Annotated in this window: 20 protein-coding genes and 1 pseudogene; 12 read left to right on the top strand and 9 right to left on the bottom strand. The window is 60.6% G+C overall.

The genetic code is table 11. From position 1 onward, the window contains the following. Positions 1–7 precede the first annotated feature (7 nt). The gene (locus tag BLV67_RS08175; RefSeq protein WP_053255124.1) at positions 8–697 is read left to right on the top strand and encodes a response regulator; all 690 of its coding nucleotides are present in this window, start codon (positions 8–10) and stop codon (positions 695–697) included. 122 nt (positions 698–819) lie between these two features. Here the strand turns inward: BLV67_RS08175 and BLV67_RS08170 are convergent, their stop codons facing one another. After that, positions 820–1,857, bottom strand: a complete 1,038-nt coding sequence (locus BLV67_RS08170) for a patatin-like phospholipase family protein (RefSeq protein ID WP_026013612.1) — start codon at positions 1,855–1,857, stop codon at positions 820–822. A gap of 237 nt (positions 1,858–2,094) precedes the next feature. On the opposite strand from BLV67_RS08170, the gene BLV67_RS08165 reads away from it, so the two are divergent. The 3 genes from BLV67_RS08165 (at position 2,095) to BLV67_RS08155 (ending at position 4,065) form a co-directional block, all read left to right on the top strand. Further along, positions 2,095–2,373 (top strand): hypothetical protein, encoded by a 279-nt coding sequence (locus BLV67_RS08165; RefSeq protein WP_010176194.1) that lies wholly within the window; start codon positions 2,095–2,097, stop codon positions 2,371–2,373. Between the two features lie 42 nt (positions 2,374–2,415). Next, positions 2,416–3,177 (top strand): CHAD domain-containing protein, encoded by a 762-nt coding sequence (locus tag BLV67_RS08160; RefSeq protein WP_069788687.1) that lies wholly within the window; start codon positions 2,416–2,418, stop codon positions 3,175–3,177. Between the two features lie 90 nt (positions 3,178–3,267). Next, on the top strand, positions 3,268–4,065 hold the full coding sequence (locus BLV67_RS08155; RefSeq protein WP_069788688.1) for an acyl-CoA thioesterase: 798 nt from the start codon (positions 3,268–3,270) through the stop codon (positions 4,063–4,065). A gap of 6 nt (positions 4,066–4,071) precedes the next feature. Here the strand turns inward: BLV67_RS08155 and BLV67_RS08150 are convergent. The 3 genes and pseudogenes from BLV67_RS08150 to BLV67_RS08140 form a co-directional block, all read right to left on the bottom strand. After that, positions 4,072–4,320 (bottom strand): annotated as a pseudogene (locus BLV67_RS08150) (terminase); the annotation flags it as partial. A gap of 109 nt (positions 4,321–4,429) precedes the next feature. Next, entirely contained in the window at positions 4,430–5,911 is a 1,482-nt protein-coding gene (locus BLV67_RS08145) for a methyl-accepting chemotaxis protein (RefSeq protein ID WP_069788689.1), read from the bottom strand. Between the two features lie 96 nt (positions 5,912–6,007). After that, positions 6,008–6,814 (bottom strand): TatD family hydrolase, encoded by an 807-nt coding sequence (locus tag BLV67_RS08140; protein ID WP_065911935.1) that lies wholly within the window; start codon positions 6,812–6,814, stop codon positions 6,008–6,010. Between the two features lie 236 nt (positions 6,815–7,050). Here BLV67_RS08140 and BLV67_RS08135 point away from each other — a divergent pair, with 236 nt between their 5' ends. The 3 genes from BLV67_RS08135 to BLV67_RS08125 all read left to right on the top strand — a co-directional run bounded on the left by BLV67_RS08135 (position 7,051) and on the right by BLV67_RS08125 (position 9,579). Then, positions 7,051–8,472: an MltF family protein gene (locus tag BLV67_RS08135; protein WP_065911932.1), complete on the top strand. Its 1,422-nt coding sequence runs from the start codon at positions 7,051–7,053 to the stop codon at positions 8,470–8,472. Positions 8,473–8,575: 103 nt separating this feature from the next. After that, positions 8,576–9,010 carry a DoxX family protein gene (locus BLV67_RS08130; RefSeq protein WP_056857202.1) on the top strand — a complete coding sequence of 145 codons (435 nt, stop codon included), beginning with the start codon at positions 8,576–8,578 and terminating at the stop codon, positions 9,008–9,010. Between the two features lie 260 nt (positions 9,011–9,270). Continuing rightward, the gene (locus BLV67_RS08125) at positions 9,271–9,579 is read left to right on the top strand and encodes a hypothetical protein (protein WP_065911930.1); all 309 of its coding nucleotides are present in this window, start codon (positions 9,271–9,273) and stop codon (positions 9,577–9,579) included. A 7-nt stretch (positions 9,580–9,586) separates the two neighbouring features. On the opposite strand, the gene BLV67_RS08120 is transcribed toward BLV67_RS08125, so the two are convergent. From BLV67_RS08120 to BLV67_RS08110, 3 genes are read right to left on the bottom strand one after another with little or no spacing between them, the layout of a single operon-like run. Beyond that, the gene (locus tag BLV67_RS08120; RefSeq protein WP_069788690.1) at positions 9,587–11,308 is read right to left on the bottom strand and encodes a GldG family protein; all 1,722 of its coding nucleotides are present in this window, start codon (positions 11,306–11,308) and stop codon (positions 9,587–9,589) included. Positions 11,309–11,323: 15 nt separating this feature from the next. Beyond that, positions 11,324–12,049: an ABC-2 transporter permease gene (locus tag BLV67_RS08115; protein WP_065911928.1), complete on the bottom strand. Its 726-nt coding sequence runs from the start codon at positions 12,047–12,049 to the stop codon at positions 11,324–11,326. Beyond that, positions 12,046–12,972, bottom strand: coding sequence for an ABC transporter ATP-binding protein (locus tag BLV67_RS08110; protein ID WP_065911983.1), 927 nt, complete (start codon positions 12,970–12,972; stop codon positions 12,046–12,048). The genes BLV67_RS08115 and BLV67_RS08110 overlap by 4 nt, the downstream gene beginning before the upstream one ends. A 238-nt stretch (positions 12,973–13,210) precedes the next feature. On the opposite strand from BLV67_RS08110, the gene BLV67_RS08105 reads away from it, so the two are divergent. Further along, positions 13,211–14,281 (top strand): hypothetical protein, encoded by a 1,071-nt coding sequence (locus BLV67_RS08105; protein ID WP_069788691.1) that lies wholly within the window; start codon positions 13,211–13,213, stop codon positions 14,279–14,281. A gap of 124 nt (positions 14,282–14,405) precedes the next feature. Continuing rightward, positions 14,406–14,879: a transcription elongation factor GreB gene (gene greB, locus BLV67_RS08100; RefSeq protein WP_056857197.1), complete on the top strand. Its 474-nt coding sequence runs from the start codon at positions 14,406–14,408 to the stop codon at positions 14,877–14,879. A gap of 43 nt (positions 14,880–14,922) precedes the next feature. Here greB and BLV67_RS08095 read toward each other — a convergent pair whose 3' ends face one another. After that, positions 14,923–17,433 (bottom strand): ABC transporter permease, encoded by a 2,511-nt coding sequence (locus BLV67_RS08095; RefSeq protein WP_069788692.1) that lies wholly within the window; start codon positions 17,431–17,433, stop codon positions 14,923–14,925. After that, positions 17,433–18,116 carry an ABC transporter ATP-binding protein gene (locus tag BLV67_RS08090; protein ID WP_017136140.1) on the bottom strand — a complete coding sequence of 228 codons (684 nt, stop codon included), beginning with the start codon at positions 18,114–18,116 and terminating at the stop codon, positions 17,433–17,435. Before BLV67_RS08090 ends, BLV67_RS08095 begins: the two co-directional genes overlap by 1 nt. 10 nt (positions 18,117–18,126) lie before the next feature. On the opposite strand from BLV67_RS08090, the gene BLV67_RS08085 reads away from it, so the two are divergent. The 3 genes from BLV67_RS08085 to BLV67_RS08075 all read left to right on the top strand — a co-directional run bounded on the left by BLV67_RS08085 (position 18,127) and on the right by BLV67_RS08075 (position 20,137). Further along, a complete protein-coding gene (locus tag BLV67_RS08085) occupies positions 18,127–18,732 on the top strand; it encodes an arylesterase (RefSeq protein ID WP_065929720.1) in 606 nt (201 codons plus the stop codon). A gap of 58 nt (positions 18,733–18,790) precedes the next feature. Continuing rightward, a complete protein-coding gene (locus tag BLV67_RS08080; protein WP_017136142.1) occupies positions 18,791–19,081 on the top strand; it encodes a hypothetical protein in 291 nt (96 codons plus the stop codon). Positions 19,082–19,165: 84 nt separating this feature from the next. Beyond that, positions 19,166–20,137: a L,D-transpeptidase family protein gene (locus BLV67_RS08075; protein WP_065929721.1), complete on the top strand. Its 972-nt coding sequence runs from the start codon at positions 19,166–19,168 to the stop codon at positions 20,135–20,137. The last annotated feature ends 21 nt before the right edge of the window (positions 20,138–20,158 follow it).

The following is a 20,158-nucleotide window of genomic DNA, read 5'->3' as shown; positions in this document are numbered from 1 at the left end:
GGACACCATGAGCCAGACCGCGACGATTCTAGTCATTGATGACGAACCGCAGATCCGCAAATTCCTGCGTATCAGCCTGGCCTCCCAGGGCTACAAGGTGATCGAGGCCGGCACCGGCAACGAAGGCCTGGCCCAAGCGGCATTGAGCAAACCGGACTTGCTGGTGCTCGACCTTGGCTTGCCTGACATGGACGGCCAGCAAGTGTTGCGTGAGTTTCGCGAGTGGTCGACGGTGCCGGTATTGGTGCTGTCGGTGCGCGCCAGTGAAGTGCAAAAAGTCGAAGCCCTGGACAGCGGCGCCAATGACTACGTGACCAAGCCCTTTGGCATCCAGGAATTTCTTGCCCGCGTACGCGCCTTGCTGCGCCAGGCGCCAGCCGGAGAGGCTCAGGAAGCGGCGCTGAGTTTCGGCCCGTTGACGGTGGACCTGGCCTATCGCCGGGTACTGCTGGACGGTGTCGAGGTGGCCTTGACCCGCAAGGAATACGCGGTGCTGGCGCAACTGGCGCGGCATCCTGGGCGGGTGATCACCCAGCAGCAATTGCTCAAGGATATCTGGGGGCCGACCCATACCGAAGACAGCCACTACCTGCGCATCGTGGTGGGCCATCTGCGTCAGAAACTGGCGGATGATCCGACGCAGCCACGGTTTATCGTGACGGAGGCGGGTGTGGGGTATCGGTTGTTGAATGCCTGAATGTTGCGGTGCCTGAACGGGCTTTATCGCAGGCAAGCCAGCTCCCACCTTTGAATGTATTCACAAATCAAAAGGTGGGAGCTGGCTTGCCTGCGATAGGGCCATCAACCACACCGCCTATCTCAGTGTTGCTCACTCTCATACCGATCCAACGTATCACTGGCAATTTCCCGCCCCAACGCGATCAACTCCGGCGCCTTGTAGAACTCGAAAAACCGACACACCCGCTTCGGCACGTTGATCAGTACGTCCGGCGGGTAACCGGCAATCTTGTATTGCGCCAGCGAGGTCTGCATCACTTCGAAACTCTGGTTGATCAGGTCCAGCAGTGACGCCGGGCCGACGTTATCGATGATGAACGAACCGGTCGCAGACTTCGGCGCACCTTGTTTTTCCGGGGCCGCCGCAGGTTGCTGGGCTTCGGGTTCGGCCGACTCCAGCCACGGGTTGATTTCGGCGGCCTGGGACTGCAAGGCTTCCTGCTCCAGCTTCATCAGTTGCTCGGCCTGCTTGCGCCGAAACGGCAGGTGCGAACCCAGTGATTTGGCCAGGCTGTTGAAGCGGCTTTTGAACGCCGGCGGGCGCTGGATCACCGGCAGGTGGTAGTGCTTCTGGTTGGTGGCGTTGAGGTTGACCGCGATGATCAAGTCGCAATGGCTCGACACCACCGGCACGATCGGCAGCGGGTTGAGCAGGCCGCCGTCCACCAGCATGCGGTTGCCTTGCATCACCGGCGTGAACAGGCTGGGAATCGCCGCCGAAGCGCGCATGGCCTGGTGCAGGCAGCCTTCCTGGAACCAGATTTCCTGTTGGTTGGTCAGGTCGGTGGCCACGGCGGTGTAGGGAATACGCAGCTCTTCGATATTGATCTCACCGACGATTTTGCGGATTTGCCCGAAGACTTTTTCGCCACGTATCGCCCCCAGGCGAAAGCTCACGTCCACCAGGCGCAGCACGTCCAGGTAGTCGAGGCTCTCGATCCAGTTGCGGTATTCGTCGAGCTTGCCGGCGGCGTAGATCCCGCCGACCACTGCGCCCATGGAGCAGCCGGCGATACAGGCGATGTCGTAGCCGCGCCGTTCGATTTCCTCGATCACGCCGATGTGGGCGTAACCGCGGGCGCCGCCGGAACCGAGCACCAAGGCAACACGTTTTTTCATGAGCAGATCCTTCGTAAAACAGTGGCCCACAATGCGCTTACCGGCCGAGGGCATCAAAATATTTTTCCAGAATAGCCATAACGCTCGGGTATGCTCTGGCGGTAGGCATTTCTGAGCAGGCACTTCTGAAAGCACGTTTGAATGGACACTTCTGATTTCAGGCGGCCCACAAGGCACTTTTCCTTGGAGGCAACGTCTACAGCCTACGACTGTTTTTCTATATTTGAGGTGTCATTGATGAAAGCCTGGATGTGTGTGCCTGTGATCGTGTTGGCCCTGGCCGGTTGTGCCGGCAAAACCGCATACCGCGACAGCTGTGGCACGCAATTGGATGCGGCCTGGCACGAGTTGGATTTGGCCAAGGCCGAAGGCTTTGCCGGCACCGTGAGCTACTCTAAGGCTTTGTCGCTGTTGACCGGCGCCAAGACCCAGCAGCAATTCGAAGCGTTTGAAGGCTGTTCCAACAAGGCCGAGAAAGCGCGCTTCTACATTCGTGAGTCGCGCGCCGGGCGTTGATCGGTGAGCGGTGCCTAGGGTTTCATGGTTAAGGGGGAAGGGATGTCAGCGCTGCTTGATCAGTTAGTCGCTCAGGTCATTGGCCTGGAAGTAGGGTTACTGAGCTGCCAGGCTCGCCTTGCCGCCGTCACCGACGATGAAGCCTTGCACGACCTGCGCACTACCGTGCGACGCCTGCGCAGTTTGTTGCGCCCCTTGCGCGGGCTGCCGGGTGTCGAGCAGCTTGAACTGGCCGCCAGCACGGTCGGCCAATTGACCACGCCGCTGCGCGACCGCGAGGTGCTGGCGGCCTACCTGCACCAGCACGGCCATCACGCGGCGGCCGATCGGCGCCTGCGCTTGCAGGCCGATGCTTATCGCCAGGTGGCGCAAAGCCCGGAACTCGCGCATTTGCTGCTGATCCTGGATGCCTTCCCGCGGTTTATCCGCGCCTCCCAACACCAGAAACTGCTCAAAGGCCTGCGCCCGCGCATCGAAAAGCGCTTGGCCAAGCAATGGCAGAAGCTCGATGACGCCCTCAAAGACCCGGATCATGACCGCCACCGTCTGCGCCTTCTGATCAAGCGCGTGCGTTACGCGGCCGAAGCCTACCCCGAACTGGACAAACTGCCTGCCAAGGCGATGCAGCGCCTCAAGCAAGCGCAAGGCGCCCTCGGCGATTGGCACGATTGCTGGCAATGGCTGGCCCAGGCTGAACATCAACCCGACCTGCAGCCGTGTGTTGCGGTTTGGCAGCGCACCATGGCCAAGGCTGAAGGCCAGGCGGATCGGGTGCTGGACAAGCTCGGCGCGGATTGTTTCTGAACCGGTCCGGCTTTTGGCCGGAATAGGCGCTGTGCCTGGCCAGCCTGCTGGTTAAGATCCCGGCATCGGTTTTCTGGATGTGAGGTTGTCATGCGCTTTAGTGATTTGCTCGATGCCGCCCGTAACAACCCGCTGGAAGTGACCATCCCCGCCGAATGGGCCCAGGGCCGCGCGACGTTTGGTGGCCTGGTGGCTGCCTTGCAATACGAAGCCTTGCGCGCCAAAGTGCCGTCGGATCGCCCTTTGCGTTCACTGGCTATCACCTTTGTCGGCCCGGTCGCCCCGGATGTACCCGCCAGTTACCAGGTCGAAGTGCTGCGCGAAGGCAAAGCGGTCAGCCAGTTACTCGGCCGTGTGGTGCAGAACGGCGAAGTGGCGACCTTGGTACAAGCCAGCTTTGGCGCAGCCCGCGAGTCGGTGATTGACGTGGCAAGCGAGGCGCCGCCGCTGTTCAAACACTGGGATGAGTGCCAGGAGCTGCCCTATATCAAGGGCGTTACCCCAGAATTCATGCGCCACTTGGCGATGCGCTGGAGTGTCGGCGGCCTGCCGTTTACCGGTACTAAATCCCGCGACATGGGCGGTTGGGTGCGTTTGCGTGGGGACGTGAAGGAAGAACCGCTGACCGAGTCGCATATTCTTGCTCTGGTCGACGCCTGGCCACCGGCCTTGCTGCCGCACCTGACCAAGCCCGCGCCGGGCAGCACCCTGACCTGGACCATCGAGTTTATCCAGCCGCTGCAAAACCTGACCACCCTCGACTGGTGCCAGTACTACGTCAACATCGAGCACGCCCGCGACGGCTACGGCCATGCCGCTGCCGCGCTGTGGAGCCCGAGCGGCGAGTTGATCGCCATCAGCCGCCAGACGGTAGTGGTCTTCGCCTGAGCCTCAGAAGTGCTGGCTGCCCTGGGCTTCCAGCGTGCGGCCGTGGCGTTGCAGCGCCACGCCTGCCAACAAACCGACGACGCCGATGGCAACACTGGCCAGGCTGAAGCTGAACACGCCTGACACCAACAACAGAAAACCAATGATCAGCAAAGGTACCGCAATCAATTGCAGGCCCAGGTTGGTGGGGTGCTGATGAGCCTGTGGCTGAGTACGCCATTGCCAGGCGGGGAAGTTGGGGTGACGTTTGCCCATGATGATCAATCCTCTGTCCGTTGAAACAACATGGACAAAGTTTAGGTCGCAGGCAGGTGCGGCGGCGAATCAAGGCTCGCTATGGAGGCCATAGCCAGCCTTGTTTGGCTTATAGCTTCAACTGCCCGATCGCCTTGCTCAATTCCCCGGCCAAGGTCGCCAGCTGATTGCTGGTGGTGGCCGACTCCACCGTCTGCTGCACGGTGTTCTCGGTCACATCGCGAATGCTCACCACCGCGCGGTTCATCTCCTCGGCAACATGGCTCTGCTGTTCGGCGGCCACGGCAATCTGGGTGTTGCTCTCGCGCATCTGTGCCACGGCACTGGTGATTTCGGCCAGTGCGGCACCGGCATCCTGGGCCTGTTGCACACAGTCGTCGGCCTTGAACGAGCTTTCCTGCATAAAGTCCACCGCGTCGCGGGTGCCGGCTTGCAGCGCCGAGACCATACGGGTGATTTCATCGGTGGAGCTTTGCACACGCTTGGCCAGGTTGCGTACCTCGTCGGCCACCACGGCAAAACCACGGCCCATTTCGCCGGCGCGGGCGGCCTCGATGGCGGCGTTGAGGGCAAGCAGGTTGGTTTGTTCGGCGATGCTGTGGATCACGCCGACCACCCCGTTGATTTTCTGACTGTCTTCAGCGAGTTTCTGGATCATTTCGGCCGTCTGCTGCACGCCGGTGGACAGGCCTGCGATCGAACGCTGTACCCGGGTGACCACTTCCTGGCCGCTGCCGGCGAGGGTGTCGGCGGTCTGGGACAGGTCGCGGGTTGCGCCGGCATGCTGGGCGATATGGTAGACGGTGGCGGTCATTTCATTGATGGCGGTGGCGGCCTGGTCGGTTTCGCTTTGCTGGCCGAGCATGCCGTGCTGCACCTCGTTCATGCTGCTGGCCAGGCGTGCGGCGCCATCGTCGAGTTGCTGGGCGGTGCGCGCCACGGTGCTGACCACGCGCTGATAACCGGCTTGCATGGCGTTGAAGGCGCTGGCCATCTGGCCCACCTCGTCCTTGCACGCCAGGGGCACGCGAGCCGACAGGTCGCCGGTCTTCTCCACGTGCAGCATCACGTCCTTGAGGGTGTTGAGTTGGCTGAGCAGGAAGCGGATCAGCAACTGCGAGGCCCCGAGCATCGCTAGCATGAGGATCAACACGGCCACGGCATAGTTGGCAAAGCGTTCGCCGAAGACTTGGCTGAGGCTGCGGCCGTAGGCCAGCACGGCAATCTGTTGGCCATCGGCCCGTGTGAGGACTTCGGCGCCGATCAGTGGGTTTTCCCCGAACAAGGGCATGTGATTGAGTTCAACCCAACCGCTGGCAGTGCTCAAGGCGGACAGATCCTGATCAGCCAACGATGGGGTTTGGCCGCGGGTAAAGGTCAGCCAATGTTCATCTTTGGGTAATGGGGTGTCGGCCGGCCAGGCACCGAGTAGTCGCGCCTGGGCCTGCGCCGAGTCCCGGGACGCCTCGCTGCGGGCCTGTTGCTCAAGCTGCACGGCGTACAGCACCAGCAGCAGGGTGGTGACGAAAGCGACCGCATTCACGGCCCAGAATTTGTATTTCAGCGAGATATTGCTAAGCCAGGCACCCATGGAAGGTTTTCTCTGATAGCGGAAACAGCATTGGCAAGGTGCCATTATTGTGCCGCTACTCAGGAAAGTGTTTTTGACATGGGTCAATGCGCCGCATCAATCCACTGGGGGCAGCCCAAAAAACCCACGGGCGCAGGCGGTGCTGTGTTCGGCCAGGTCCTCCAGCGTTTCATTGCGATGCAGGGCCACTTCACGCAGCACTTCCGGCAAATAAGCCGGTTCATTACGGCCATTTTTCGGCTTGGGCCGCAAGGTGCGCGGTAGCAAGTACGGCGCATCGCTTTCCAGCATCAGGCGGCCACGGGGAATTTCCCTGACCAGCGGATGCAGGTGCGTCCCACGGCGCTCGTCGCAGATCCAGCCAGTGATGCCGATGTGCAAGTCGAGGTCGAGGTAGCTGAACAGCGCCTGTTGTTCGCCGGTAAAGCAATGCACCACGGCGGCGGTCAGGTGATCGCGGTAATCCTTGAGAATCTCCAGCAGGCGCTGGTTGGCGTCACGTTCGTGCAGGAACACCGGCAGTTTCAGCTCGACCGCCAGTGCCAGGTGCGCTTCGAGGACTTTTTCCTGCTGCGGGCGCGGGGAAAAGTCCCGGTTGAAGTCCAGCCCGCATTCGCCCACCGCACGCACGCGGCTTTCGCTGAGCAACCCGCGCAAACGCTGGGCGCTGTCGCCGTTCCAGTCACTGGCCGAGTGCGGGTGAATGCCGGCGGTGCTGAACAGGCGTTGGCCGCTTTCATCGAGTTTTACGCACAATTCCAGAGCCTGTTCGCTGCCGTCGACGCTGGTGCCGGTGAGCACCAATTGTTGCACGCCGGCGGCATAGGCTCGGTCGAGAACGGCCTGGTGCCTCTCGTCGAAACTGGGGTTGGTCAGGTTGACGCCGATATCAATGAGTTGCATGGTGCTAGCTCCGCCTGCGGCCGGAAAGCATATCAGAGCTGTAGATTTATAAGAAAAACTAAGAACTACAACGCGTTATAGCTGTCTTTGAACGTCGCAAGTGACATTGTGGCTGGCCCATCGCCTGCCCCGACGCCACCGTTGCGTGCCTTGCCAGCGCTTGAAGCGCTCTGTTTCTGACCTCCAGCTTCTCGTCTTTCACGAGATGGCTGGCCAGTATTCTTTCCGGAGAGCGGATGATCCGACCCTCGGCGTTGCTTATGTTGTGCCTCACGTTACTGCTGCCCACGGCGGCGGTCGCGCGTCTCGACGGGCCGCTGGAGGTGACCAAGCCCGGCAAGGTCCGTGATTTGGCGCAGATCCGTTCCAGCCGCACCCTGCGTGTGCTGGTCAACCAGAGCCGTAACAGTTCCGGTGAGGTCCAGGGCCAGGCCATCGGCGTCGAATATCATCGTCTGCGCGCCTTCGAGCAATACCTGAACGGCCACGCCCGGGATGGAGAAGCCATCAACCTCAAGATCATTCCCAAGGCCAAGGACCAATTGCTTGGCGCGTTGGCCCGTGGCGAAGGCGACTTGGTGGCGCCGGGTGAACTGCTCGATGTAAAGGCCACGCACAAGATCAGCACCAGCGACCCGATTGCCAGTGGTGTGCCGCTGTGGCTGGTGGGCGTGAAGGGGGAGCGACGGTTTACCAGGCTGGAGCAATTGTCCGGGCGCACCCTGGCGTTGACCACCGGCAGTGCGGCGGCGGATGCGATCAGTCAGGTCAACCAGCAACTGGCGCTGCACAAGCGTGCGCCCGTGAAGGTGGAGTGGGTGGACCCGACGCTGGCCGTGGAGGACGTATTGGAGATGGTCCAGGCCGGGATCTTCCACCTCACCATTGTCGAAAAGCCGATTGCCGAGCGCTGGTCGAAAATCCTGCCCAAGTTACGTTTTGATCGGCAGGTGGTCATCAGCGCACCGGGTGATGAATACTGGTTTGTGCGCCAGGATGCCTCGATGCTGCGGGCCAGTATCGATCGCTTTCTCAAGACTTATCGCACGCCGTCCGACCAGGACGTGGCGTTCCAGCGTATTTATCGACGTCTTTACCAGGTGCGTAATCCGCTGGCCCGCGCCGACCGTCAGCGTCTGGAGAAATTGCGTCCGGTGCTGCAAAAGCACGCCCGTGAGCAGGGCATGGACTGGCTGAACCTGGCCGCGCTGGCGTTCAAGGAATCCGCTCTGGACCCTGGCGCGCGTAACAGCGGCGGGCCTACCGGCCTGATGCAGATCACGCCATCGGCGGCGCAGCGGGTGGGGGTGAACAATATCGAGAGCCTGGACAGCAATGTGCAGGCCGGTGCGCGCTACCTGGCGATGATCCGTCGCAAGTTCTTCGCCAGCCCCAAACTCAACGAGCGCGAGCGCATGGCCTTTGTGCTGGCGGCTTACAACATGGGGCCGGAGCGGGTCCAGGGTATGCGTGCAGAGGCTCGCCGGCGGGGCTTGAACCCCAATCAGTGGTTTTTCCAGGTCGAGCGTATTGCCATGGAGCAGGTGGGAATGGGCGGCGTCAGCTATGTTAATAGCGTGAACAAGTATTACTTGGCGTTTGATCGGGAGCGTGAATCCCTGGAGCCGTCGGCGCCGAAAATTGCCTCACGAAAATAATCGGTTTTATCGATAAGTATTAGGCGATTTTTGCGCTTTTATCATTGCATGATCCGATTAATATAGCGGCCAACCAACCCCTACTTTGAAAAGGATTATCACCATGAGCCCACTGATCACTCGCATTCTGTCCACTCGCGCCGGTTACGGCCTGACCATCCTGCGAATCTTTGTCGGCATCGTTTTCGCCGCCCACGGTTCGCAAAAGCTGTTTGGCTGGTTTGGCGGCGGCGGTTTGGCCGGTACTGCGCAGTACATGGAAAGCCTCGGCCTGACCCCAGGCACGCTGATGGCGGTGTTGTCCGGCGGTACGGAGTTCTTCGCCGGGCTGGCCTTGATCATCGGCTTGCTGGCGCGCCCGGCGGCGTTGGGCCTGGCCTTCCTGTCGCTGGTGGCGATCTTCTCGGTGCATATCCATAACGGCCTGTTCATGGCCAACAACGGTTATGAGTTCGCCTTGGCCTTGCTTGGCGGTGCGCTGGCGGTGTTGTTCGAAGGCGCCGGCAAACTGTCCGTCGACCGTGCCATCGCCCACTGATCGGTCGCGTAACGTCCTGAAAAAGCCCGCCATGAGCGGGCTTTTTCATTGCTCGGGATTCTTGACATCGCCCCACCGGCTTCTCTAGGATGCTGCTCATGCGCCGATTTAAACAGCTAATTGCGGGGCGCCACTGGGACTCAATGCAGCCCGACAGAAGCATGCACTCATCATGAGTCAGGTTTCGAAATACCGCTAAAGCGCTGGTTCGGTGTTGCCTCTCACCTGCCCGCAGACTTTTGAGGCAGAGACACGACACGATGAATGCACTACGCCCCCTCATACGCCTGGCCCCGATCACTGCGGACCTGACTCAACGCAACCCCAAGATCCTGCTGGGTGGCAAACATCAGCCGACCTTGTTGCGTTACCTGGACGGCTGGCCGCGCCGCACAGGGCGCCCTTCAGCGTTTCTGATCCAGTTTGTGGAAGATGGCGATTCCCTGAGACGTTTTGCCAGCAACAGTTTTGATCTTGCCGTTATCCAGGCGCCCAGTGCCGGCGATGCCGAGGAAGTGATCCGCCAACTGACGCGCATCGCCCGGCAAGGGCTGATTGCGCGTCGTTGACGGCTGATCAGTGAACGACAGCCGCCGATCGACGACGCCGGTGGTAGAGGAACACTGCACAGGCGATCAGGCATAACGGCAACGGCACCGCGCCGATCATCAACAACTTGAGATTGCGCTCCACTTGATTCACAGATGCATACGCCTGGTCCTTGAGTGCCTGCAACTCCATGGGCAGGCGCAGGCGTTCCTTGTTGAGCGCCTGCAATTGGATAGTCGTATCCACCGCGCGGGTGCCGAAGCCGATACTCGGTGGATTCAAGCGCTGCCATTCCTGCTCGGTGTGCTCAAGCCGCCTTTGCAGTTCGCCGGCCTTTTGCGCATAAGCCCGCTCTGCAGCCTCGCGCAGTTGCTCCAGTGCGTGGGGAGAATGGCTGACCTTTGTACGCGGTTGAATGTTTGCGAGCACGTCGGGAGCCGCAAGGTTATCCAGGGTATTCAAGACAAACATCACGTTGCTATTGGGCGCAGAGTCGATCACAGCGTCCATCAGCAAATCGGTATCGGCGACTACCACCACCTCGATATGCGCAGCCTTTTGCAGACCGGCACGTTGTTCGCCAACGCCATCCGGAAAGGCCGAGTAGGCGGGGCCTTCAAGGCGCGCCGCGATCATGTGGGGTTGCGTGGCAGCCGGTATCCCTTCAGCCAGTAAGTCGGCTGCAGACGTTGCTGCAAAGCGGCCTGAGTCCAGCAGGGTGGAGCGCCGGGAACTCTGCAACAGGGGCGTGAGCGTGGTGCGGCTTTTTCTCACGCGCGACAGCGCACCGCTGCTCGATACGATGACCGTATCCAGTTTCCAGACACTCACGTCGTTGGCGGCCATCGCGTGCCGAGGCAGGTTCAGCCTGGCCGGGTGCCGTACCGCCGGCGCGCCTGAACCAAAAGCGTGATCGATCAACAGTTTGTCCGCCGGCATCTGAATGCCCCAAGCCGCCAATAGCCCGTCCAGCCTTGTGTCGGTGGGCTTGGCGTTTGTCTCGGCCTCGCTCACCGGGTCAATAAAGAGCATCAGTTTGCCACCCCTCAATACAAACTGGTCAATCGCATACAGGGTTTGTTCCGGCAGGGCGCGCGGGTGTACAACCATCAGGGTTTGGATCGATTCGGGCACGGTCGGGGTGCTTGATGCCAGGCCGACCAAATTGAAATGCCGATGCATCTGGGCCAGCACTTGTTCCCCAGACGCGTTCAATGCCAACCCCGTCAATACGCCGACGGTGGGGAGCTCGGGGTGCATCAGTTGGTGGATCAGATGGCTGATTTCGTACTCAAGCAAGGGCTCGTCAGCCGGGCGCAGTACTTTGATACGTTGTGCGGGCTGGCCTGCGCGGGTGCCGATGAGGCCAAGAAAGCCTTGCTTGTCATCCAATCCGAACAGGCCGGCCTTGTAGGCATCCTCTGAATAAGGTGTCGGATCTATAACATGTAGGTTAATCATGCCCTTTGACGCTTTTTCGAACTCTTTGAGTAAATCTTCCACTCGTTCGCCATAGCGGTTTATTGCCTGGCTTCTTCTCGGGTCATTACTTGAGTTGAAGTAATACAGATCCAGTGGGTGTTCCAGAGTGGCAAGCAGTTGTCGCGCAGGGGACGATAAAGTGTGGATTTTCTGCTGTGAGAAGTCCCAGCGGATATTCGGTAGTTTGCCGACCCAGGCGAGATTAAATGCAAGGAAAAGCAGCAATATGACCAGCAGCGTCATACCTGTACTCAGAGTGGAACGCATCGTTTGCTTTCCTTCTCAACGGGTTTTGTAATTGAGCATGACTGTGGATGCCGAGAGAAAGGCAAGGATCATGCTGATGTAGTACAAGCCGTCATGCAGTGTCAGTTTGCCGTTGTCGATAGCACCGAAGCGCGAGATAGGATTAATCGAGACCAGGCTGTCTATGACCCAGATCGGCGCCTGATGCTCAAGTGCGTCGAGAACCGATGAAAGTCCGCTGGCAGCCAGTAACATCACCACCGTTATAAGGAACACAGCCAAACGTTGATGGGTCAGGGTAGAAGTAAAACATCCGACAGAAAGATAGGCGCCGGCCAGCAACCAACTGGCTAGAAACTGTGAAGAGATAACACGGTTATCGGCGGTGCCGAGGTAGTTGGCGAGGATCACCAGTGGGAACGTCAGCAACAATGCGATACCGCACACGACCCACGCAGCCAGAAACTTTCCGATAACCCGCTCTGCGCCGGTGATAGGCAGAGTCTTCAGCGTGTCGCGCATGCCGGCGTGGTGTTCGTCCGACCATAGTTGTGTCGACAACATGGGAATCAGCAGCAGGTAGAGCCAAGGGTGCAATTGGAAAAATACCTGCAGGTCGCCGCTGTCCTGTTCCAGCCACTTGCTTGTATACAACCCCAGGGTGGCGCACGAAACCAGAAACGCGGCAATACCCAGGTACGTGCTGGGTGTACAGGCATAACTGGCGAGTTGGCGTTTGAAAATGACAGGCAGCAGTTTCAAAGGGTGACCTCGTGGCTCAGATGCTGAACGACTTCGTTCAGGCGACCTGGCTCCAGATTCAGTGACGTTATGTTCCAGCCGCGGCTGGCGATAAGTGCGTTGATATGGGGGTAGATGGCGTGCCCGGGCATGGCCAGAACGGTCACGGTGCCGGGTGCATGCCGGTCCTCTTCTATACCTGCCACGCCGGGTAATACGGCAAGGGCTAGTAAATCCAGGGGTGTTTCTGCGGCCAGCGTGACGGCTCGGTAATGCCGCGAGTTGCGCTGCAAGTCGGGCAGTGGGGTATCTGCCACAAGGTGCCCGCCGGCGATAACCAGGGCGCGCGTGCAAAGCCCGGACAGGTGGTCGCAGTGCCGGGAGGCAATGATGACGGCCATGTCTTCGGTCAGCGCCTGGATAAGTGTCTTGAACCTGAGCAGTTGATCCGGTGTGAGCCCCTCGGTCGGCTCATCCAGCAACAGCAGGCCGGGGCCGTGCAGGATCGCCTGGGCGATTGCTACTCTGCGTTTCAAACCGATCGAAAGCGCCGCAATCGGTGTATCGAGCACCCGTGACAGCTCCAGGCGCATGGCGGCCCGATCGACACGGCTACGTTTTTCGGCACCGCTGAAGCCGCGAACGGCGGCAATGAAATTGAGCACGCCTTTGACCGACAGTGTCTGATGGCTGAGGCCGCCCTGGAGCTGATAACCGAGGTTTTTTTGCGCCTGCACTGGCTGCGTCTGAGTGTCGAAGCCCTGGACAGTCACATGCCCCGCAGAAGGTTTGGCGAACCCGGCTATCACGTTCAGTAGAGTGGTCTTGCCTGCGCCATTCTCCCCGAACAGGCCTATGCATTCCTGGCGTTGGGCACAAAATGAGACATTAGTGATGATGTTTCTTTTGCCCAAACGCTTTGTCAGGCTGCTTATCTCGAGCATCTTTTTACCGAATAAGTTTTGCGAGGCGTAGGAACATGTACCGTCATGCACGGTAAGCGCCGAGAAAGATACGTTTAATCATTGGACTTGGGAACAAGGGGACATGTTTATCAGATAAGTCCTACGCCGAATCAGATAACTTGCTGAAACAATTGCGTTGTTCCGAGGCTTGTTAACGGCCAGGTGTTTATCTGGCGTTCAAATAAGTTTTACTCTTTCGCAATAAGGCCTGAATATCATGATGCTTCTTCGCACGCTTGTTCTTGAACGCAGCGGTCAGGACACACCGATCAACGGTGCATTACTTTGCGGATTTGCCGTTGCACAGACCGATTCAAACTTTCTGGTCTATAGCCTGGATGAAGAGACCGAACCTGGTAACTCCAGGGTCTACATCGCGGCGCTCCGCAAGAAACTCGATCGGTATTTTCTGGGTGGGGTCGAGTCCAAGGAAGATCTGCAAGTTGCCATGCAAGTGTTCAAGCAAATCCTCGTGGCAGCGGCAGCATCCGGATCCAAGACCGGCACTGTTAGCGAGTCCTCGATCCCTTTCCATTTTATTGATTTGAAAGGCTGCAAGTTGCCGCCTGCCAGACCGGAAGATCATCATTCAATGATCATCAAGAAGGCCCTGGTCATGAAGGTTATTACTCTGGGCATGTCCGCGCCCGCACTGCCGGCCATCGAAAGTGCTTCGTTGATCGTGCCTTCGATTCGCTTCTCATCGCAGATGATTTCCCCGCCCAGGCCCACGAACCCAGCCAACTCCGCTGAGCCTCCGGTTTCCGAGCCGCTCAAGGCACAACCGCTGGAGGCACCCGTCGCGATAGCTCAGGAGCAGGCATTGGAGCCAGAACCAAAGCCGGAACCAGAACCGGAACCAGAACCACAACCAAAGACGGAACCGGAACCGGTCGAGCTCAGTGTGCCCCCGGTTCAGGTTGAGCCGGCCGCGCCTGCAGCGCGCCCACCTGCCCCCCAGATGGAGCATGCCTCGTTGCTCGAGGTCGACAGCACGCTGACCCGCCTGGCCAAGGTCGCCCAAGAGCTGTCGCAGCAACAGCAAGCGACAATCGAGCGAGAGCAGATGCTTGAGCAGTGGCAAACCCGACTCGAACAGGAGCAATCTGAGCTGGAGGACAAGAGCCGAGAGTTGCAGCAGCAAACAATGCAGTTGCAGGCGCGAAACCTTGAAGTTGGCCAGAAGGCTGAGAAGTTGACGCTGGCGCTGTCGCAGGTGGCCGGAATACGCCAGCGCCTGCAGAGTGTGCTTCTGGAACTGGATCAAACCCTGGATGGCCAGGCTTGAAGCTGATGTGTTCTGCGGTCTGGCTACTTTTCAGGGTTCATTTATCATCAACCCCAGCCGGCCGGCGCCAGGGCATGCTGCCTTGGCATCGGCACCATTGGACATTGTCTGGGGATGCACGCGTTTGAGTACCAAGCTGATTACCAAAGAAGGTCATGAGGCGCTGAAAAAAGAGCTGGATTACCTGTGGCGTGAAAAACGCCCGGATACCACGCGCAAGGTGACCTGGGCGGCGTCTCTCGGAGATCGCAGCGAGAACGCGGATTACCAGTACAACAAGAAACTGCTGCGTGAGATTGATCGGCGGGTGCGTTACCTGCGCAAGCGCCTGGAAGATATGCGGGTGGTGGAGTACATGCCCGAGCAGGAGGGCAAGGTGTTTTTCGGCGCCTGGGTCGATATCGAAAATGAGCAGGGCGAGACCAAGCGGTTTCGTATCGTCGGCTATGACGAAATTTATGAGCGCATGGATTACATCTCCATCGACTCACCCATGGCCCGGGCGCTGCTGCGCAAGGAGGTCGACGATGAGGCTATGGTGCAGACGCCGACCGGCGAGGTGTGCTGGTGGATTACCGGTATCGAGTATGTGAAATAAACGCTGGCCGGCACGCCGTCGGGCGTGCAGGCCATCGCTGGTTTCAACCTTCGCGCAACACCGTCAATGGGCTGGCATTCAACGCCCGACGCGTACCGAAGACACCGGCGCCGCCGATGAGCACGGCGCCGATCACCGGCAGTAGCAGCAGCCACGCATGCGGATGCCAGGCCAGGTCGAAGGCGTAGCGGTACAGCACCCAGGTCACCAACTCGGTGCCCAGGGCCGCCAGCAGGCCACTGACCGCGCCGAGCAAGCCGAACTCGATGCGCCGCGCCTTGACCAGCAACTTGCGCTCGGCCCCCAGGGCACGCAATAGCGCGCCCTGACGAATCCGCTCATCCAGGGTGGCTTGCAGGCCCGAAAACAACACCGCCATGCCCGCCGCCAGCACAAACAGCAACACGTACTCCACCGCCAGGGTCACTTGGGCGAGAATGCTGCGCAACTGCTCCAGCAAGGCTTCGACCTGCAGGATGGTGACGGCCGGGAAGGCCCGGGACAGGTCGACGATCTGCTGGTCATGCCCTGACGCCAGGTAGAAGCTGGTCAGGTAAGTGGCGGGCAGGTCCTTCAAGGTGCCGGGCTGGAAAATCATGAAAAAGTTGGGCTGGAAGTTGTCCCAGTTGATGGTCCGCAGGCTCGTCACCCGTGCTTCACGGTTCTCGCCACCGACGGTGAACACCAGATGATCATTGAGCTTGAGCTTCAGGCTTTCAGCGACCTTGGCTTCTACCGATACGCCTGGGATGCCATCGCCCGGTTGCTGTGACCACCAAGCGCCTGCGGTGAGGACGTTGCCCGGTGGCAGGTCGGCTGCCCAGGTCAGGCTCAGGTCGCGCTGCACAGCGCGGTCACCACTGGAATCTTTGCTGACAATCTCCTGCACCGGCTCGCCGTTGATGCTGATCAAGCGGCCCGGCACCACCGGGTACAGCGGCGCCGCTTGCGCTTGCAATTCCAGCAGGCGGGCGCCAAAGGCGTCTTTGTCGGCCGGCAGGATGTTCAGGGCGAAATAGTTGGGGGCGTCCTTGGGTAGCTGGTTTTGCCAGGTGTCGAGCAATTCGCCGCGCAGCAGGGCGATCAAGCCCATGGACAACAGGATCAAGCCAAACGCCAGGGACTGCCCGGCCGCCGCCAATGGATGGCGCAGCAACTGGCCCAGGCCCAGGCGCCAGGGCAGGGAAGCGCGGGCCAATAAACGACGCAGGCTTTGCAATAACAACAGCAGTAAACCACCCAGAATCAGTGCCGCCATCACGCCACCGCCGAGCAACGCGAAGGTCAGCACCAGGTCGAGGCTCAGGCGCCACATGATCAGGCCAAGGGCGAACAACGCAGCGCCATAGACCATCCAGGTGCTGGAAGGGATCGGCAGCATGTCGCGTCGCAATACCCGCAGCGGCGGCACCCGGCCCAAGGCTGCCAGTGGCGGCAACGCGAAGCCGGCGAGGGCGACCAGCCCGGTGCCGATGCCCGCCACTGCCGGCAACAGCCCGCCGGGCGGCACGTCGGCCGGCAGCAGGTCATGCAGGAAATAGAACAGGCCAAATTGCGCCAGCCAGCCGAGCACGGCGCCGGTGAGGCTGGCCAACAGGCCCAGTACGCTCAATTGCAGGCTGAACAGCAGCATCGTTTCGCGGCGTGACAAGCCAAGGCAGCGCAACAGCGCGCTGGCGTCGAAACGGCGGCTGGCGAAGCGGTTGGCCGACAGCGCCACGGCCACGCCGGCCAGCAGCACTGCCACCAGGCTGGCCATGTTCAGGTAACGCTCGGCCTTGCCCAGGGCGCCGCCGATCTGCTGGTTGCCGTCACGCGAATCCTGCAGGCGCTGGTTGGCGGCAAGGCCCGGCTTGACCAGGTCGCGATAGGTTTGCAGCGCCGTGCTGCCCTGGGGCGCACGCCACAGTTCGCGATAGCTCACGCGGCTGCCGGGTTGCACCACGCCGGTGGCATCCAGGTCGGCGAGGTTGATCATCACGCGCGGCGTGAGGCTGTAGAAGTTACCGGCGCGGTCGGGCTCGTAGGTCAGGATATGCGTCAGTCGCAGGGTTTTCATGCCCACGTCGATGCTGTCGCCGACTTTGAGGTCCAGCGCGGTCAGCAGCCGGGCCTCTACCCAGGCTTCGCCTGGTTTGGGGCCGCCTCCCGCCGTTTCTGCGCCGAATGGCTGTGTGGCGCTTTTGAGTTCGCCGCGCAACGGGTACTGCTCGTTGACCGCCTTGATGCTGGAGAGCTGGATGCCATTATCGGTAGCGATAACGCTGGAGAACTCAACAATGCGCGCGTGATCCAGGCCCAGCTCCGTCCCTGATCTGATTTGCTCGGGGCGGGCCGGCGAGCTGCCTTCGAGCACCAGGTCGGCACCGAGGAATTCGGTGGCCCGCAACAGCATGGCGCCGTTCAGGCGTGCACCGAAGTAGCCGATGGCGGTGCTGGCCGTGACCGCCACCAGCAGGGCGAAAAACAACACGCGCAATTCGCCTGCGCGGGCGTCGCGCAACAATTGACGCATGGCAAGGCTGAACAGGCGCAACAGCGGCAAACGTGCCATCAAGGCTCCAGGGGCGCGACCATCAGGCCGGCTTCAAGGCGGATCAGGCGTCGGCAACGATGGGCCAGGCGCTCGTCGTGGGTGACCAGCACCAGGGTCGTGCCGCTTTCCTTGTTGAGTTCGAACAGCAGGTCGCTGATGCGCTCGCCGGTGTGGCTGTCGAGGTTGCCGGTGGGTTCATCGGCAAACAGCACATCCGGTTCGGCGGCAAAGGCCCGGGCGATGGCGACGCGTTGCTGTTCGCCGCCGGATAGCTGGCGCGGCGAGTGGGTCAGGCGTTGGCCCAGGCCCACACGTTCCAGCAAGTGGGTGGCGCGCTCGCGGGCATCTTTGCGGCCGTCCAGTTCCAGCGGCAACATGACGTTTTCCAGCGCGTTGAGGCTGTCGAGCAGTTGGAATGACTGGAAGACGAACCCCACGTGCTCGGCGCGTATGCGCGCGCGCTGGTCTTCGTCGAGGGTGCTCAAGGCTTGCCCGGCCAGTGTGACTTCACCGCTGCTGGGCAGATCGAGGCCGGCCAGCAGGCCGAGGAGGGTGGATTTGCCGGAACCGGAGCTGCCGACGATAGCCAGGCTATCGCCCTTGTTCAGTTCCAGGCTCAGTTCGTGCAGGATGGTCAGTTCACCTTCCGCGCTGGGAACCACTTTGCTAAGGTTCCGCGCGGTGAGAATGCTTGCGCCCATGGAGAATCCGATGCGAATGTGGTTTTTGAGTGCTGGCCTGGCCTTGATGTGCATGGCCCAGAACGCAGCGGCGGGTACAGTCCTGATCGTTGGCGATAGTATCAGTGCCGGTTTCGGGCTGGATACCAGCAAAGGGTGGGTAGCGTTGCTGGGACAACGGCTCAAGAGCGAAGGTTTCGACGATAAAGTGGTCAACGCCTCCATCAGTGGTGACACCAGTGCCGGAGGCCTGGCGCGGCTGCCGGCGGCGCTTGCAGAGCATAAACCGGATGTGGTGATTCTCGAGTTGGGCGGCAATGACGGCCTGCGTGGGCAGCCGCCAGCGCAATTGAAACAAAATCTTGCGTCGATGATTGACCAGTCCAGGGCCGGTGGTGCCAAGGTGCTGTTGCTGGGGATGCAGTTACCGCCTAACTACGGCCCGAAATACACCACGGCGTTTGCTGAGGTCTACGGTGCGTTGGCCAAGGAAAAAAACATCCCGTTGGTGCCGTTTTTCCTTGAAGGCGTGGGCGGTCATCCCGAATTGATGCAAGCCGACCTGGTTCACCCGGCAGTCGGTGCACAGGGCAAGTTGCTGGAAAATGTCTGGCCGACGCTAAAACCGCTGCTATGACGCTTTTCTACCGGCAGGCTTTCGGCTAAGGTGGCGCCCCCCCGATCTGGAGCCCCCGATGTCGCGCCCTGCCTGGTCCCTGTTCAACTACCAACTGATCGAGCCTGACGAGCAGCTGGATCTGTTCGCCTGCCAGGAAGTCCGGGTGCATCTGGTTGCGCGTCAACTGGAGTTGGGTGGCTCGATCGACCGCACGCTTTGCGGCACGTTATTGCCGGCGCAACCACGCTGGTCGTCAGTGGATCGTGCTATTTTTCAGGACCAGCGCCTGTGCCCGCTGTGCCGGGCGATTCTCGAATCGCAAAAGCGTGGCACGCCGCTGATCTGGCCCGAGCTGCGCTTCGAGTAGCAGCGGGGCAGGGTGATGCCTGGATCGCGCTTCACGTATACAATCAGTGTTTTCCTACCCGTCGTTCTGCGAAGGATTTTCCGGATGTTGTCGCGCCTTTCCGTCGTTACCTGCTGCCTGTCTCTTGCTGCCCTGTGTGCAGCCGGTTCGGCCTCAGCCTTGCAGTTGCCCTTGCCGCCGCCGGGTGAAGACATCGTCGGTCAGGTCCAGGTGATCAAGGCCAAGTACGAAGACACCTTCGCCGACCTGGGCACCACCTATGACCTGGGCTATTCGGAAATGGTCGCGGCCAACCCCGGCGTGGATGCCTGGTTGCCGGGTGCGGGCACCGAGATCGTGCTGCCCACGCGGTTCATTCTGCCGCCCGGCCCGCGCGAAGGCATCGTGATCAACCTGGCGGAATACCGGCTCTATTACTATCCAAAGGGCCAGAACGTGGTGTACACCTTCCCGTTGGGCATTGGCCGTGAGGGCTGGGGTTCGCCGGTCGCGCACACCACCATCACCGGCAAGATCCCCAACCCGACCTGGACCCCGCCAGCGTCCATCAAAGCCGAGCACGCCGCCAATGGCGACCCGCTGCCCAACGTAGTGCCGGCCGGGCCGGATAACCCGCTGGGGCCATTCAAGTTCACCTTGGGCACGCCGGGTTACCTGATCCACGGTTCGAACATGAAATTTGGTATCGGCACGCGTACAAGCCACGGCTGCTTCCGCATGTTCAATAACAACGTGCTGGAGATGGCCGACATGGTGCCGGTCGGTACATCGGTGCGCATCATCAACGATGCCTACAAGTTCGGCAGCAGTGGCGGCAAGGTCTATCTTGAGGCGCATACGCCGTTGAACGACGATGGCACGCCTTCGGTGGTCGACAAGCACACCGCCGTCATCAATGCCCTGCTCAAGCGCGAAGACCTGGCCAACAATTTGCGCGTCAATTGGGATCAGGTGCGTGACGTGGTGGCCGCCGAAGATGGCCTGCCCACCGAGATTGGTGTACCGGGTGCCGGCACACCGGTGGTGTCGAGCACGCCAGTCGATCTGCAGCAATAAGCCTGTTCGATCACAAGCCCG

Source organism: Pseudomonas salomonii (assembly GCF_900107155.1).
Taxonomy (GTDB): domain Bacteria; phylum Pseudomonadota; class Gammaproteobacteria; order Pseudomonadales; family Pseudomonadaceae; genus Aquipseudomonas; species Aquipseudomonas salomonii.
This window is presented reverse-complemented; position numbering and strand designations above follow the sequence as displayed.

Coding starts and splice junctions, on each gene's coding strand:
- BLV67_RS08130 (WP_056857202.1), top strand. CDS start 8,576: ATGAGCCCACTGATCACTCGCATTCTGTCCACTCGCGCCGGTTACGGC.
- BLV67_RS08105 (WP_069788691.1), top strand. CDS start 13,211: ATGATGCTTCTTCGCACGCTTGTTCTTGAACGCAGCGGTCAGGACACA.
- BLV67_RS08170 (WP_026013612.1), bottom strand. CDS start 1,857: ATGAAAAAACGTGTTGCCTTGGTGCTCGGTTCCGGCGGCGCCCGCGGT.
- BLV67_RS08135 (WP_065911932.1), top strand. CDS start 7,051: ATGATCCGACCCTCGGCGTTGCTTATGTTGTGCCTCACGTTACTGCTG.
- BLV67_RS08085 (WP_065929720.1), top strand. CDS start 18,127: ATGCGAATGTGGTTTTTGAGTGCTGGCCTGGCCTTGATGTGCATGGCC.
- BLV67_RS08145 (WP_069788689.1), bottom strand. CDS start 5,911: ATGGGTGCCTGGCTTAGCAATATCTCGCTGAAATACAAATTCTGGGCC.
- BLV67_RS08080 (WP_017136142.1), top strand. CDS start 18,791: ATGTCGCGCCCTGCCTGGTCCCTGTTCAACTACCAACTGATCGAGCCT.
- BLV67_RS08175 (WP_053255124.1), top strand. CDS start 8: ATGAGCCAGACCGCGACGATTCTAGTCATTGATGACGAACCGCAGATC.
- BLV67_RS08125 (WP_065911930.1), top strand. CDS start 9,271: ATGAATGCACTACGCCCCCTCATACGCCTGGCCCCGATCACTGCGGAC.
- BLV67_RS08140 (WP_065911935.1), bottom strand. CDS start 6,814: ATGCAACTCATTGATATCGGCGTCAACCTGACCAACCCCAGTTTCGAC.
- BLV67_RS08120 (WP_069788690.1), bottom strand. CDS start 11,308: ATGCGTTCCACTCTGAGTACAGGTATGACGCTGCTGGTCATATTGCTG.
- BLV67_RS08155 (WP_069788688.1), top strand. CDS start 3,268: ATGCGCTTTAGTGATTTGCTCGATGCCGCCCGTAACAACCCGCTGGAA.
- BLV67_RS08110 (WP_065911983.1), bottom strand. CDS start 12,972: ATGCTCGAGATAAGCAGCCTGACAAAGCGTTTGGGCAAAAGAAACATC.
- BLV67_RS08165 (WP_010176194.1), top strand. CDS start 2,095: ATGAAAGCCTGGATGTGTGTGCCTGTGATCGTGTTGGCCCTGGCCGGT.
- BLV67_RS08090 (WP_017136140.1), bottom strand. CDS start 18,116: ATGGGCGCAAGCATTCTCACCGCGCGGAACCTTAGCAAAGTGGTTCCC.
- BLV67_RS08160 (WP_069788687.1), top strand. CDS start 2,416: ATGTCAGCGCTGCTTGATCAGTTAGTCGCTCAGGTCATTGGCCTGGAA.
- BLV67_RS08075 (WP_065929721.1), top strand. CDS start 19,166: ATGTTGTCGCGCCTTTCCGTCGTTACCTGCTGCCTGTCTCTTGCTGCC.
- BLV67_RS08095 (WP_069788692.1), bottom strand. CDS start 17,433: ATGGCACGTTTGCCGCTGTTGCGCCTGTTCAGCCTTGCCATGCGTCAA.